General features: G+C 68.7%; 15 protein-coding genes. 6 read left to right on the top strand and 9 right to left on the bottom strand.

Features of this window, described 5'->3' with window-relative positions:
- Positions 1-3 precede the first annotated feature (3 nt).
- Positions 4-900 carry a hypothetical protein gene (locus E0H92_RS04960; RefSeq protein WP_165549696.1) on the top strand — a complete coding sequence of 299 codons (897 nt, stop codon included), beginning with the start codon at positions 4-6 and terminating at the stop codon, positions 898-900.
- Here E0H92_RS04960 and E0H92_RS04955 read toward each other — a convergent pair whose 3' ends face one another.
- The gene (locus E0H92_RS04955; RefSeq protein WP_131495513.1) at positions 901-1953 is read right to left on the bottom strand and encodes an SDR family oxidoreductase; all 1053 of its coding nucleotides are present in this window, start codon (positions 1951-1953) and stop codon (positions 901-903) included. It abuts the gene before it with no gap.
- 71 nt (positions 1954-2024) lie between these two features.
- Between E0H92_RS04955 and E0H92_RS04950 the strand changes: the two genes are divergently transcribed.
- Positions 2025-2933: a LysR family transcriptional regulator gene (locus E0H92_RS04950; RefSeq protein WP_131495512.1), complete on the top strand. Its 909-nt coding sequence runs from the start codon at positions 2025-2027 to the stop codon at positions 2931-2933.
- Here E0H92_RS04950 and E0H92_RS04945 read toward each other — a convergent pair.
- Entirely contained in the window at positions 2883-3071 is a 189-nt protein-coding gene (locus E0H92_RS04945) for a DUF3099 domain-containing protein (protein WP_131283522.1), read from the bottom strand. The two genes, E0H92_RS04950 and E0H92_RS04945, sit on opposite strands and share 51 nt — an antisense overlap.
- A gap of 1 nt (position 3072) precedes the next feature.
- Entirely contained in the window at positions 3073-3522 is a 450-nt protein-coding gene (locus E0H92_RS04940) for a MarR family winged helix-turn-helix transcriptional regulator (protein WP_131283524.1), read from the bottom strand.
- 118 nt (positions 3523-3640) lie between these two features.
- Here E0H92_RS04940 and E0H92_RS04935 point away from each other — a divergent pair, with 118 nt between their 5' ends.
- Both E0H92_RS04935 and E0H92_RS04930 read left to right on the top strand, forming a co-directional pair.
- Positions 3641-4816 (top strand): MFS transporter, encoded by a 1176-nt coding sequence (locus E0H92_RS04935; protein ID WP_131495511.1) that lies wholly within the window; start codon positions 3641-3643, stop codon positions 4814-4816.
- Positions 4813-5643 (top strand): aldo/keto reductase, encoded by an 831-nt coding sequence (locus tag E0H92_RS04930; RefSeq protein ID WP_275670090.1) that lies wholly within the window; start codon positions 4813-4815, stop codon positions 5641-5643. Before E0H92_RS04935 ends, E0H92_RS04930 begins: the two co-directional genes overlap by 4 nt.
- Positions 5644-5646: 3 nt before the next feature.
- Here the strand turns inward: E0H92_RS04930 and E0H92_RS04925 are convergent, their stop codons facing one another.
- Together E0H92_RS04925 and E0H92_RS04920 are read right to left on the bottom strand one after the other, a co-directional pair.
- Positions 5647-6063 (bottom strand): class F sortase, encoded by a 417-nt coding sequence (locus E0H92_RS04925; protein ID WP_238173317.1) that lies wholly within the window; start codon positions 6061-6063, stop codon positions 5647-5649.
- Between the two features lie 319 nt (positions 6064-6382).
- Positions 6383-7342, bottom strand: a complete 960-nt coding sequence (locus E0H92_RS04920) for a superantigen-like protein SSL4 (protein WP_131495508.1) — start codon at positions 7340-7342, stop codon at positions 6383-6385.
- A 316-nt stretch (positions 7343-7658) separates the two neighbouring features.
- Between E0H92_RS04920 and E0H92_RS04915 the strand changes: the two genes are divergently transcribed.
- Positions 7659-8369, top strand: a complete 711-nt coding sequence (locus tag E0H92_RS04915; RefSeq protein WP_131495507.1) for a TetR/AcrR family transcriptional regulator — start codon at positions 7659-7661, stop codon at positions 8367-8369.
- On the opposite strand, the gene E0H92_RS04910 is transcribed toward E0H92_RS04915, so the two are convergent.
- The 3 genes from E0H92_RS04910 to E0H92_RS04900 are packed head-to-tail and all read right to left on the bottom strand — an operon-like array spanning position 8366 to position 11690.
- Positions 8366-9619 (bottom strand): dihydrolipoamide acetyltransferase family protein, encoded by a 1254-nt coding sequence (locus E0H92_RS04910; protein ID WP_131495506.1) that lies wholly within the window; start codon positions 9617-9619, stop codon positions 8366-8368. The two genes, E0H92_RS04915 and E0H92_RS04910, sit on opposite strands and share 4 nt — an antisense overlap.
- Positions 9616-10602 (bottom strand): alpha-ketoacid dehydrogenase subunit beta, encoded by a 987-nt coding sequence (locus tag E0H92_RS04905; RefSeq protein WP_131495505.1) that lies wholly within the window; start codon positions 10600-10602, stop codon positions 9616-9618. Before E0H92_RS04905 ends, E0H92_RS04910 begins: the two co-directional genes overlap by 4 nt.
- Positions 10602-11690 (bottom strand): thiamine pyrophosphate-dependent dehydrogenase E1 component subunit alpha, encoded by a 1089-nt coding sequence (locus E0H92_RS04900; RefSeq protein ID WP_131495504.1) that lies wholly within the window; start codon positions 11688-11690, stop codon positions 10602-10604. Before E0H92_RS04900 ends, E0H92_RS04905 begins: the two co-directional genes overlap by 1 nt.
- Before the next feature lie 118 nt (positions 11691-11808).
- On the opposite strand from E0H92_RS04900, the gene E0H92_RS04895 reads away from it, so the two are divergent.
- Positions 11809-12297, top strand: coding sequence for an Lrp/AsnC family transcriptional regulator (locus tag E0H92_RS04895; RefSeq protein ID WP_131464938.1), 489 nt, complete (start codon positions 11809-11811; stop codon positions 12295-12297).
- Here E0H92_RS04895 and E0H92_RS04890 read toward each other — a convergent pair.
- On the bottom strand, positions 12294-13259 hold the full coding sequence (locus E0H92_RS04890; protein ID WP_131495503.1) for a LacI family DNA-binding transcriptional regulator: 966 nt from the start codon (positions 13257-13259) through the stop codon (positions 12294-12296). The genes E0H92_RS04895 and E0H92_RS04890 overlap by 4 nt on opposite strands.
- Positions 13260-13298 lie beyond the last annotated feature (39 nt).

Raw genomic sequence — 13298 nt, 5'->3', positions numbered from 1 at the left:
GGAATGGTGACGATGATCCTCCCGAAGCTTCTGCGAGCCCTCCCGGCGCTCGCTCTCCCCTTGTCCCTGCTCACGATCCCCACCCCGGCGACAGCCGTACCCACCGCGACCGCCTGCACCATGGACCTCGGGTCCGTGACCAGCGAAGGTGTCGTCCAGTACCGCACCGTGACCGCCACCCAGCCGCTGACCGTCTCCGCGGTGCAGCGGCAGGTCAAGGTCTTCAGCCCCGGTGAGCCCCGGCTGACCACGATCTGGAACTGGAGCCGCAACCTGCCGTCGCTCGAGTCCGGCATCGTGGTCAAGACCACAGGTGTCATCGGACAGGCGTCGTACAACTCCAACACCACCGAACCCGCGGACCCGACGTTCACCCAGGTCAGCGCCGGCTGGGGCGCGTACTCGGCCATCGGCCTGTCGGTCAACGACGAGCGGCGTACGGCGCGGAACCAGTTCTACGGGCTCAGCAACGGGACGGTGCGCCGCTGGGTCATCAACTCGTTCGGCTGGACCCCGACCGGGCAGACCGGCGGCTTCAGCGCCGTGAAGACGTGGGCGTTGCTGGGCCAGTCCACGACGTACGACACGTTCCTGGCCACGACCCGCGGGGGTGCGCTGTACACGATCCGGCTGCCACTGACCAGGACGATGACGCCGGTGGTCAAGCAGGTCCGTTCGCGCACCTGGCAGGCGTTCGACTACCTGATCGCCCAGCGCTGCGGTCAGGTCAGCACGCTCCTGACCGCAATCGACAGGGACACCGGCGCCGCGTACCTGTACGCCATGAGCCACGCGAACGGCCCGTCGACGGTCATCAAACTGCTCGGCAAGCTCCCCGGCACGTACTCCGATCCGATCTACTTCCTCCGCACCAACGGGACCTATCTTCGCGGCGAATGATCACGGTATGACGCGACGCCTGCGCAGGTCGGCGAAGATGCCGTAGAACATCTGCTCGGTGTCGACGTACTCGTGGAAGCCGGCCCGGCGTGACTTCGAGGCGTCGGCGAAGAAGTCGTAGTCCCACCCGAACACGAAGTCGGCGAACGGCCACGACGACACCTCGGCGAACGACGTCGAGGTCAGGCCGTGGGACACCTGCAACTGCTTCCAGACCGGCTCCTTGTCCGCCATCACGTCCTGCAGCGACAGGTGCAGCGGCGGCGCGACCTCCAGCCCGAACCACGCGCCGAGCTTGGGCCACAGCTCGCTCCAGCGGAACAGGTCGCCGTTCGTGATGTTGAACGCCTGGTTCGCCGCGGCCGGTGCGGTCGCGGCCCAGACCGTTGCCTTCGCCAACAATCCGGCGTCGGTCAGCTCGAGCAACGAGTGGTACGCACCGGGCTTGCCGGGGAAACGCAGCGGTACGCCGAGTTCCTTCGACAGCGACGCGTAGACGGCGATCGCGACCGCGAGGTTCATCGGGTTGCCGAGCGCCGATCCACCGACCACGGACGGGCGCAGCGCCGACCACGTCCACGCCCTGCCCTGCTGACGTTCCTCCAGGAAGCGCTGCTGGTCGACGTTGAACTCCGGCGGCAGGTGCGGCGGATCGTCCTCGCGGGCCGGCGTCTTGAACGGCCCGAGATGCGCGCCGTACACCTTGTAGCCCTGCATCAGGCTGACGTGCCGCAGCCCGCGTGCGACCGGCTCGATCGCGTCGACGACGTTGACCAGCATCGCCAGGTTCGGCGCCACGAGTTCGGCCCAGGTCGGCCGGTCCTGGTACGCGACGTAGAACACGTGCGTCACGTCGGTCAGCCCGGACAGCTTGTCCCGGGTGTCGTCCGGGTCCAGCAGATCGACCGCGACGTGCCGCACCCGCCCGGGTACGTCGGTACCGCCGCGGCGCGACAGCCCGATCACCCGCCAGTCGGGCAGCGACGCCAGATGCTCGACCAGATTCGTCCCGATCACACCGCGGGAACCGACCACCAACGCAACGTTCTCCATACCCAACAGCCTCGCTGACCTGCGCGAATAAGACCAAGGCATAGTTTTCACCGATCCCATAAGCTGAGAGCATGGCAACGCTCAGGCAGCTCGAGTACCTCGTTACTGTGGTCGACCAGCGCTCGTTCACGAAGGCCGCCGAGCTCCTGCACGTCACGCAGCCCGCGCTCTCCCACCAGATCCGCACCCTCGAACGGTCGGCCGGCGGACCGCTGCTCGAGCGACTCCCCCGCGGTCTCCGCCTGACGCCGACGGGCCGCGCGATGCTCCCGCACGCGCGCGCCGCGCTGGCCGACGCGGAACGGGCACGGTGCGCCGCCCGCCAGGCCGCCGGACTCGAGGTCGGCGAACTGCAGATCGCGACGCTCTACTCGATCACCTTGGGCGTCCTGCCTGCCGCGCTCCGGGAGTGGCGACGGACCCGCCCGAACGTCGGCATCCGCCTGTTCGAGCACCGCCACACCGACGAACTCGTCGACGCGATGAACGCCGGCGAAGCCGATCTCGCCGTCGGTCCCGAGCCATCGAACTGGCCCGGTGTCACCCGCGTCCTCGGCACCGAGGAACTCGTCGTCGTGGTCGCCGCCGACGATCCCGCCGCGACCGGGGACACCGTCAAGCTCGACGACCTCGCGGACCGCTCCTGGGTCCACTACGCACCAGGTCACGGCCTCGCCGACGTCCTCGACAACGTTTGCGCACAAGCAGGATTCGAGCCGCGCATCGCCGTACGGACCGAGCAGACGGCGGCCGCGCCCGCGCTGGCCGCTGCAGGTCTCGGACCCGCGTTGGTCCCCGACAACATCCTGCCGAAGGACTTCGACGGCCACGTACTGCACCCGGAGCCGGCAGTACGCCGGACGCTCACGGCGTACACGCGCGGCACACCGGACCCGCTCGCCGCCGCCTTCATCGACGTACTGCTGCGGTCAGCGTTTGTCGTGGCCCCAGTTCGCGACGATGGCGGCGATCGGGGGTAGTACGGCGGCGACCGCGCTCATCCCGACGGCGGCCGGGATCGAGAACAGGCGCACGACGAACCACGCCAGGATGATCAGTGTCAGGCAGCTGCCCATCAGCAGGATGTAGAGCTTGCGATTGTCGTAGCGGCGCGCCATGTCACACCGTCAGCGGGAGCTTCCCCAGCGCGGTGACCAGCGGGGACAGCTCAGGCAGCTCGGCGGCACGCTCTAACGCGGACGTCAGTACGGCGTCGTGGGTCGGCTGCGCCTGGTCGAGCAGCTCGCGACCGGCCTCGGTGACCTCGGTGTAGATGCCACGGCGGTCTGTCGGGCACAGGTACCGCTGGAGCAGGTTGCGGTCCTCCAGCCGGTTCACCAAGCGTGTAGTAGCGGACTGACTGAGCACCACCGCGTTCGACAGCTGGTTCATCCGCAGGTGGTAGTCGTCCTGCCGCGCCAGCACGTCCAGCACGCTGTACTCGCTCACCGACAGCCCGTGCTGCTTCTGCAGCGCGCGCTCCAGCTCGTCCTCGATCCGGGCGTGCAGCGCCGCGAGTGTCCGCCAGCCCTGCGCCCGCGCCTCCGCAGCGTCATCCGGTAGTCCCACGACACCTCCACTTGAACTTCACTCTTGCATGCGCAATCATAGCGCTTGTGCAATAGTCCGCGTGTGCAACTATCGCGCACGCCGGTAATGGTCTTCAGACTACATTCAAAGGAGCGTCATGCCAGCGGCCCTGCTCGCACTCGCCATCGGTGCGTTCGGCATCGGGACCACCGAATTCGTCATCATGGGGCTGCTGCCCGAGGTCGCCACCGACTTCGGCGTCAGCATCCCGTCCGCCGGACTGCTCATCTCCGGCTACGCGCTGGGGGTCGTGGTCGGCGCCCCGCTGCTCACCGCGATCGGCTCGAAGGTCTCCCGCAAGACCGTGCTGATCGCACTGATGGGCGTCTTCATCGCCGGCAACCTGGTCTCCGCGGTCGCTCCGTCGTACGGCGTTCTGATGACCGGGCGGATCGTGGCGGCGCTGTCGCACGGCGCGTTCTTCGGTGTCGGGTCCGTGGTCGCGGCGTCGCTGGTCCCGAAGGCGAAGCAGGCGAGTGCGATCGCGTTGATGTTCACCGGGCTGACGGTCGCCAACGTGCTCGGCGTACCGGGTGGGACCGCGCTCGGCCAGCAGCTCGGCTGGCGGTCGACGTTCTGGGCGGTGACCGCGCTCGGTGTGATCGGGCTGCTCGGCATCGTGTTCCTGGTTCCACGGCAGAACACTGCGGAAGGTCCTGGCCTGCGGAGCGAGCTGGCGGTGTTCAAGAGCCTGCAGGTGTGGCTGGCGTTGGCGATGACTGCACTGGGCTTCGCGGGGGTGTTCGCGTCGTTCACCTACATCGCACCGATGATGACCGAGGTCGCGGGCTTCTCCGCCGGTGCGGTGACCTGGCTGCTCGTGCTGTTCGGCGGTGGGCTCGTGGTGGGCAACCTGCTGGGCGGTAGAGCAGCGGACCGCTCGCTGATGCCGAGTCTGTACCTGATCCTCACGCTACTGGCCGCCGTACTGGTCGTCTTCGTGTTCACTGCGCACGCCAAGCTCCCCTCTGCCGTGACGATCGCGCTCTTCGGCGCCGCTGGGTTCGCCACCGTCGCTCCGCTGCAGAAGCGAGTGATGGACAAGGCGAAGGGCGCTCCGGCGCTGGCGTCCGCGGCCAACATCGCCGCGTTCAACCTCGGCAATGCGGCCGGGGCCTACCTCGGTGGGCTCACCATCGAGCACGGCCTCGGCTACACCGCCCCTAACTGGGTCGGCGCCGCTCTGGCCGTTGCCGGTCTCCTCGTCGCTGTCCTGTCCGGCCTGCTCGACCGCGGCCGGGTCCCCGCACTAGTACTTGAAGGAAGCCACTGATGATCCCCACCGTGAAGCTCAACAACGACGTCGAGATGCCTCAGCTCGGGTACGGCGTCTTCCAGGTCCCGAACGACGAAACGGCCGCTGCCGTGACGCAGGCGCTCGAGGCCGGCTACCGCAGCATCGACACCGCGGCGGCGTACCAGAACGAGGCAGGCGTCGGGCAGGCGCTCGCCGCGTCCGGGATCGACCGGAGCGACCTGTTCGTCACCACCAAGCTGTGGAACGCGGACCAGGGCTACGACTCCACTCTGAAGGCGTTCGACCAGAGTCTGTCCCTGCTGGGCCTGGAGTACCTGGACCTGTACCTCATCCACTGGCCGACCCCAGCACGCGACCTGTACGTCGACAGCTGGCGCGCTTTGGAGCAGCTGTACGCCGACGGTCGCGTGCGGGCGATCGGTGTGTCCAACTTCCAGCCGGAGCATCTGGACCGTCTCGCGCAGTCCTCCCGCATCACCCCGGCCGTCAACCAGGTCGAGCTGCACCCGTACCTGCGGCAGGACGAGGTGCGCGCGTACGGCGGTGACTTCGGCATCCGCACCGAGGCCTGGAGCCCGCTGGCGAAGGGCGGCACGCTGCTCGACGAGCCCGTGGTCACCAAGCTGGCAGCGCTCTACGGCCGTACACCGGCGCAGATCGTCCTCCGCTGGCATCTGCAGCTCGGCAACATCGTGATCCCGAAGTCCGTCACCCCGTCCCGCATCCGCGAGAACCTGAACGTTTTCGACTTCTCGCTGACCGACGACGACCTCACCGCCATCAGCACCCTCGACCGCAACGAACGCACCGGCCCGGATCCTGACACCTTCAACGTCGCCTAGCGGTTATGTCTTGGGTACGGCGATGACGACGGCGTTGCTGAGGTACGCCGTACCGTCCCAATCCTCGCAGGTGACGAGGACGAGGCGGCCGGGGACGGATTGGTCGAAGACCTTGGCCGCCTGCTTCGCCAGGGCTCGTTTGCGGTAGACCGTGACGGATGTGACCACGTAGCTGATCGCTCCGCGTCGCGTCGTCACCGCGACCGCGTCGCCGGCAGTCAGCCGGTCCAGATCGTCGAAGGCCCCGCCTCCGGTGTGCACGGTGTGGCCGGTGATGATCGCCGAGCCCTTGGTCGCGCCCGGTCTGGCGCCGTCGGACCACCATCCGACGAGTAGCGGGTTCGAGGGCGGTACGAGGGTGCCGCCGCGGGCGCGGATGCTCAGCACCCGCGCCGAAACGCCCAGCCGGGGAACTGACAACCTGATCGGGTCACCGGGCTGCGGTCGAGCCGTACTGCGGACTTCTGGAGGCGGACCGCTCTGCTGAGGCTGCGTGGGGCTGGTCTGCTGCGTGAAACCGGCTGACGGCGACTGTGCGGTTGTCGGTTTACGCGGTGCGCTGCCAGTCGTGCCGACGGGCGACGTCGTAGCGCCGCCCGCCTGCTGTGGGTTCTCACTGCCGTCGGTCCTCAACTGGACGTATCCGCCGGTCAGGAGTAGTACGCCGCCGGCCGTCCAGGCCGCGATCGCCCACCAAGAGGGGCGTGCGCGACCCGGACGGCGACGCTTGGGCGACGCGTCAGGCAGAGTGCTGACCCCGCCGCTGCAGCATCTTCGCGGCACCGGCGATCAGCAGGATCCCGCCCAGGGACAGCAGGGCGATACCCCAGGTCCCCTGAGTACTGGAGAGTGCCGAGGTGTTCCGCGCACCACCGGACAGACCGGCGTCGACCTCGGTCGGAACACCTACCGGGGTGCTGCTCGACGTGTCGCTCGGGGTCTCGGACGGAGTCGTGCTCGGCGTCTCGGAAACGGTCTCGCTAGGCGTCCCCGACGGAGTCTCGCTAGGCGTCCCCGACGGCGTCTCGCTAGGCGTCTCCGACGGAGTCTCGCTCGGGGTCTCCGACGGCGTCTGGCTCGGGGTCTCCGACGGGGTTGTGCTCGGGGTCTCCGACGGAGTCTCGCTTGGGGTTTCGGACGGGGTTTCCGACGGAGTCTCGCTCGGCGTCTCCGACGGCGTCTGGCTCGGGGTTTCCGACGGGGTGGTCGTCGGGGTGTCCGTCGGCGTCGGCGTCGGCGTCGTGCCCTGACCGACGCAGAAGCTCAGGTGGCTGAGCCCGTAGTACGTGCCGTTGTTGTCGTTGACCGGCGTGTGCAGCCCTACTCCGGCGATCGTGCCGCCGGGACGGTAGTCGTAGAAGTTCGCGTTCGGACCACCCTTGACGATGGCGCCGAGCACAGTGCCGCCCGTGGCGGTGAAGCTGATCAGGTCGCCGGTCTTGGCCCAGGTCACCGTGACGCCGGCGCCCTCCTTGGAACCCGGGGTCGGCGGGTCGAACTTGATCTCCGTAGAGCCCGGGATCAGGTCCTTGCACTTCGGGTTGCCCGGAACCGTGGTCACGGTCTCCGCCGACGCGGACGGAGCCGTGGCCAGCGTGACGCCGCCGACGCCAAGTGCGAGTGCGCCCGCGCTGGCGAGCAGCGCGATCACGCGTGAGTTCTTGGAGCGCCCACGTGCGCCCGCCGAAATGTCTTCCACAGTCTCCCCTAGTTCTGAGGCCAGTCCTTCTCGACCAGCAGATCGCCGGTGGGCCCCGAGCGGTGTCCCGCAGCAGGACCAGGCGGTACAAGCCTTCGTCGTTCCAAAGCCGGTCGAACCGGCTTCCCCCCAACAGGAACCTGACCTTCGAGAGTGTCGTGATCCAGACCGTCAAGCGCAAGTCTCAGCGCCACGACTCGCCGTGTTCCTTACGTTTCGCAACACATCGTCGCCGATCCGGACGAAAAGTAGTTGCCAATCGCTACTAAAACACCGTATTAGGTTCTGAGACGTCGTATTCGCTATGCTCCCGCGGGTGGCACGCGAAGCGGACCGGAAGACCGTGCTGGGGTCGGTGTGGCTGCGGGAGGAACCACCGCCCACCCGGGCTCCGCTGAGCCGCGACGACATCGTCCTGACCGCGATCAAGGTGCTCGACCGCGAAGGCCTGGCAGCGTTCTCGATGCGGATGATGGCGGCCGAGCTCGGTACCGCCGCGACATCCGCGTTGTACTGGCGGGTCGCAACGAAGAACGATCTGCTGGAGCTGGTCGTCGACGAGGTCTTCGCGGCCGCGTTGGTGCCGCCAACGGACGATGGCGACTGGCGGGATCAGGTGACAACCGTTGTCCGGGCGGCCTATCAGGCGTTGTCGGAACACCCGTGGGCGTGCGAGTTGCTGGCGTCGCACGCCGGGCTCGGTCCGAACTACCAAGGGCTGACTGAGCGCTTGCACATGATCCTGAGATCCGCGGGTTTCCGGGGCACACACCTGGACTCGGCGGTGTCCGCGATCTTCCAGTACCTGATCGGCTCGGCCGTCACAGGTGCCGCTTGGCTCTCGGTGGTACGGCGCAGCGGGATGAACGGATCGCGCTGGGCTTCCGAGTCCGCCGACCGGATGGGCGTCGACGCGGAGCATCTCGCGGCCTACCTGGACCCCGGGAGCCACGGCGGCCCGGAGGCGCGCTTCACCTCCGGGCTCCGGGTGATCCTGGTCGGGTTGCGGCCGCGGCAAATCTCCTAGAGGTCGGCGAAGGCTGAGGCTGGGTTTTCGAAGGCGTCGGCGACGAAGCGGAGGAAGGCGGCTGCTGTTCCGCCGTCGCAGACGCGGTGGTCGAAGACCAGCGACAGCTGGGTGAGCTTCCGGATCGCCAGTTCGCCGTCGACCACCCACGGACGGTCGATGATCCGGCCGACGCCGAGGATCGCGACCTGCGGGTGGTTGATGATCGCCGCGCTGCCGTCGACCCCGAAGCTGCCGTAGTTGTTCAGCGTGAACGTCCCGCAGGTCAGCTCCTGCTGAGTCAGCCGGCCGTCGCGCGCCGACGCGGTCAGGCGGCGGATCTCCGCGTCCAGACCGCGAGTCGTCAGTACGTGGGCGCCCGCGACGGCCGGGACCACGAGACCGCGATCCGTCTGCGCCGCGAGTCCGAGGTTCACGCCGTCGTACTGGACGAGCTCCTCGCGCTCGGTGTCGACGTACCCGTTGAGTTCCGGATACTTCAGCAGTCCGGCGACCACGAAGCGCGCCATCAGCGCGAGCAGCCCCGGTCCGCCATCCGTTGCCGATCGCAACGATTCGCGGAGCTCGATGAGGGCGGTCGCGTCCACGTCGACCCAGGTGGTCGCCTCGGGGATCTCCGCGCGGCTCCGGCTGAGGGTCGCGGCCACAGCCTTACGGAACCCACTCATCGGAGTACGCCGCAACTCGGGCAACCCGATCGACGGCACGACAACAGCCGCGGCGGGTGCAGCGGTTTCCGGCTGGACGCGGTGTGCGATCGCCAATTCCACATCGCGACGGACGATCAGGCCATCGGGGCCGGAGCCCGTCAGCGCGCGCAGATCCACCTCGGCGTCGCGCGCCAACCGGCGTACCAGCGGGGAAATGACCAGCGGAACGCGGTTTTCCGAAGCCACAGATGTACCGGAAACCCGAGGCCGCCGCCGACGCCCGGCCCCGGACGACTCGGACGTCCCGTACCCGACGAGCACGTTCCCCGACCCGGCCCGCTCCTCGACGCGGTACGCCGCCCCGTCCGGATCCCCCACCGTGACGAGCGGCTTCCCCACCGGAACAGTCGTACCGGCCTCTCCGTGCAGTTCCTCGATCACCCCGGCGTACGGGCATGGCAGCTCGACGACCGACTTCGCGGTCTCGACCTCCGCGATCGGAGTGTCGACGGCGACCACATCGCCGACCTTCACGAGCCACCGGACGATCTCCGCCTCGGTCAGGCCCTCACCGAGATCCGGGAGAAGGAACGTGTTCACGAGTCCTCCCACTGCAGGTCGTCGACCGCGTCGAGGATCCGGTCGACGCTCGGGAGCTGGTACTTCTCCAGCTTCGGTGGCGGGAACGGGATGTCGAACGCGGTCACCCGCCGCACCGGTGCAGCAAGCGAGTGGAAGCACTTCTCGGTGACGCGGGCAACGATCTCCGACGACACACTCGCGAACCCGCTCGCCTCGGCCACCACGACAGCCCGTCCGGTACGCCGTACCGCGGCGCACACCGTCTCGTCGTCGAACGGGGCCACCGACCGCAGATCCACCACGGTCAGCTGCCGCCCCTCGGCCGCCGCGACCTCCGCCGCCTCCAGAGCGACCGGCACCGCGGGACCGTAAGCGATCAACGTCGCATCCGCCCCGTCCCGGCGTACGACGGCCTGACCGATCTCGGGCTGCGCCTCGGTGAGGTCGACCTCTTCCTTGGCCCAGTAGAGCTTCTTCGGTTCCATGAACACGACCGGATCCGGGAACTCGATTGCCTTACGCAACAATCCGTACGCGTCCGCGACCGTCGCCGGGGTCACCACCGTCAGCCCGGGCGTGTGCGCGAAGTAGCTCTCCGAGGAGTCGCTGTGGTGCTCCACCCCGCCGATGCCGCCGCCGTACGGAATGCGGATCACCATCGGCAACTGCACGCGGCCGCGGGTCCGGTTGCGCATCTTGGCGACGTGCGAGACGACCTGCTCGAACGCCGGGTACCCGAACGCGTCGAACTGCATCTCGACCACCGGGCGCATCCCGTTCATCGCCATCCCGACCGCCATACCGACGATGCCGGCCTCGGCCAAGGGCGTGTCGAAGCACCGCTGCTCGCCGAACTCCGCGGTCAGCCCGTCGGTGATCCGGAAGACGCCGCCGAGCGCGCCGACGTCCTCACCGAACATCACCACCGACTCGTCGGCCGTCATCGCGTCCCGCAGCGCCTGGTTGAGCGCCTGCGCCATCGAGATCTTCGTGTGCGTCATCAGGCCTCCTCACGGGCGAGTTCGTCGCGGAGGAACGCGGCCTGCTCGCGCAACTGCTGGGTGTCCGACGCGTAGAGATGCGCGAACAGGTCGGCCGGGTCGACGGACGGTTCCGGCATCAGCCCGTCACGCAACTGCGCGGCGACCTCTGCCGCGCCCGCCTCGGCGGTCGTGCGAACGTCGTCGTTCAGCCAGCCCTGCTGCTCGAGGTACGTCGTCAGGCGCGCGATCGGATCGCGGTCCAGCCACGGGGTGACCTCGTCGTCCTGGCGGTACCGGGACGCGTCGTCGGCGTTGGTGTGCGCCTGCACGCGATAGGTATGCGCCTCGACCAGCTGCGGTCCTTCGCCGGCGCGAGCCTTGTCGACGGCCTGTCCGAGGACGGCGAGGAGGCCGGCCAGGTCGTTGCCGTCGGCGCGTTCGCCGGGGATGCCGTACCCGATGCCCTTGTGCGCGAGGGACGGCGCGGCGCTCTGCCGGGCGAGCGGCACGGAGATCGCGTACTCGTTGTTCTGGATGAAGAACACGACCGGCGCCTGGAACACCGCCGCGAAGTTGAGCGCCTCGTGAAAGTCGCCCTCGCTGGTCCCGCCGTCGCCGACGAGCGCCATCACGACCGTGTCCTCACCCTTCAGCCGGGCAGCGTGCGCGACACCGACCGCGTGCGGGAGCTGCGTCGCGAGCGGAGTCGCCTGCGGGGCGACCTTGTGCTCGTACGGGTCGTAGCCGCAGTGCCAGTCGCCGCGGAGCAGCGTGAGCGTCTCGATCGGGTCGACGCCACGGCTCATGATCGAGACGGTGTCGCGGTACGTCGGGAACAGCCAGTCGCTGTCGCGCAGCACCATCGTCGCCGCGAGCTGACAGGCCTCCTGGCCGAAGGACGACGGGTAGACGGCGAGGCGGCCCTGGCGGACCAGCGCACTCGCCTGATCGTTGAAGCGGCGGCCCCGGATCAACTGTGTGTAGCCGTCGAGCAGGGCTTCCTTGGTGGGCAGCCGGTACGACGGATGGTCGTGCGGTACGCCGTTCTGATCGATCAGACAGACGGGTTCCGCGGAGGGGAGCAATTGCTCCTCGACGGTGGTCATGGACCCTCCAGCGCAGGAGACGGACGGTAGCCACATCGTCGTCCCTACTGGCCAAGTTGATCTATAGCTGGAAGAATCGCGAGACGTTTGATGCCAGGATGCCGATTGGGGCCACAGAATGTCCGAAGAGGTGATCGTCCACCGGGCCGGTCCTGGACAGATTGTCGTCGCCCCGGCGCTCGACGAGATCGATCGGCAGATCATCGAGGCGCTCGGGCGGGACGGACGGCTGTCGATCCGGGCCCTCGCCGACGAGGTGCACATCTCCCGCGCGAACGCGTACGCCCGCGTCGAACGGCTCACGAACACCGGCGTGATCACCGGTTTCACGGTCACCGTCGACCCACTCAGACTCGGCCTCGCAACATCGGCGTACGTCACCCTCAGTCTTCGGCAGAGCTCCTGGCGGACCCTCCGCAAACAACTCCAGGCGATCCCGGAGATCAAGCACATGGCGCTGGTCGGCGGCGACTTCGACGCGATCCTGCTGGTCCGCGCCGCCGACAACGAGGGCCTCCGCCGCCTGGTCCTGGAGAAGCTCCAGGCGATCCCCGAGGTCCTGGCGACCCGGACGGCGCTGATCTTCGAGGACGTCGGGACCCTCTAACAGCCGCAGGACCTGCGCAGGATCAGTTCCGTCGGGAACGTGAACGCCTCGACCGCCTGCGCACCGTCGATCAACTGGCCGACGGCGGCCTCGGCCATCCGCTCGAGCGGCTGACGTACGACGGTCAGCGGCGGCCAGCTGTACTCGGTCTCGGGGGTGCCGTCGAACGCCACCACCGCAACGTCGTCGGGCACTCGCAGACCCGCCTCGTGCAGGGCGCTCAGGACACCGACCGCCTGGAGATCGGAGCTGGCGAAGATCGCCGTCGGACGGTCGGGCGACGCCAGCAACTCCCGGCCGGCCGCACGCCCGCCCGCGCGGCTGAAGGTCGCGTGGGCCACCGGCCCCGGTGCGAGACCACCGGCCGCGAGCGCGTCGCGCCAACCGAGCTCCCGCTCCGGGTGGCCGGCGCCGCCGATCACCAGGCCGATGGTGCGATGCCCGTGGGAGATCAGGTGCTCGACACCGATCCGGGCGCCCTCGCGGTACGCCGGCCGCACCGAGCTGACCGTCGGCAGTACCCGGTTGATCGCGATCACCGGGACCTCGACGTCGTCCAGCGACGGATCCGCGGTCGGCGCGACCAGCAGCAGCCCGCTGACCTGGCGCGTGAGCAGCTCGGCGATCTTCGCCCGCTCGGTGACCGGGTCCCCGTCGGCGCTCGTCTGCAGTACGACGTACCCCCGGGCCGCGGCCTCCCGGTCGATCGCCTTCGCGAGCCCCGCGAAGAGCGGGTTGCCCCCGTCCGGCGTGATCAGGCCGAAGGTCCGCGTCGTACCCATCCGCAACGCCCGCGCGGTCGCGTTCGGGCGGTACCCGAGCGTGCGGATCGCGTCCAGCACCCGCGCACGGGTCTCGGGCGCGACCTTCCGCGGGCCCTCGTTCACGACGTAGCTGACGACGGCCGTGCTGACTCCGGCGTACTCCGCCACGTCGTTGCGGGTCACCGGATCCTTGGGCATGCAGTGATGGTACGACGGTTGACCCGTCCGGAAAGCGAT

This window comes from Kribbella speibonae (genome assembly GCF_004331375.1).
Taxonomy (GTDB): Bacteria; Actinomycetota; Actinomycetes; order Propionibacteriales; family Kribbellaceae; genus Kribbella; species Kribbella sindirgiensis.
Note: the sequence above shows the minus strand (reverse complement) of the source record. Positions and strands in the feature narration are given on the sequence as shown.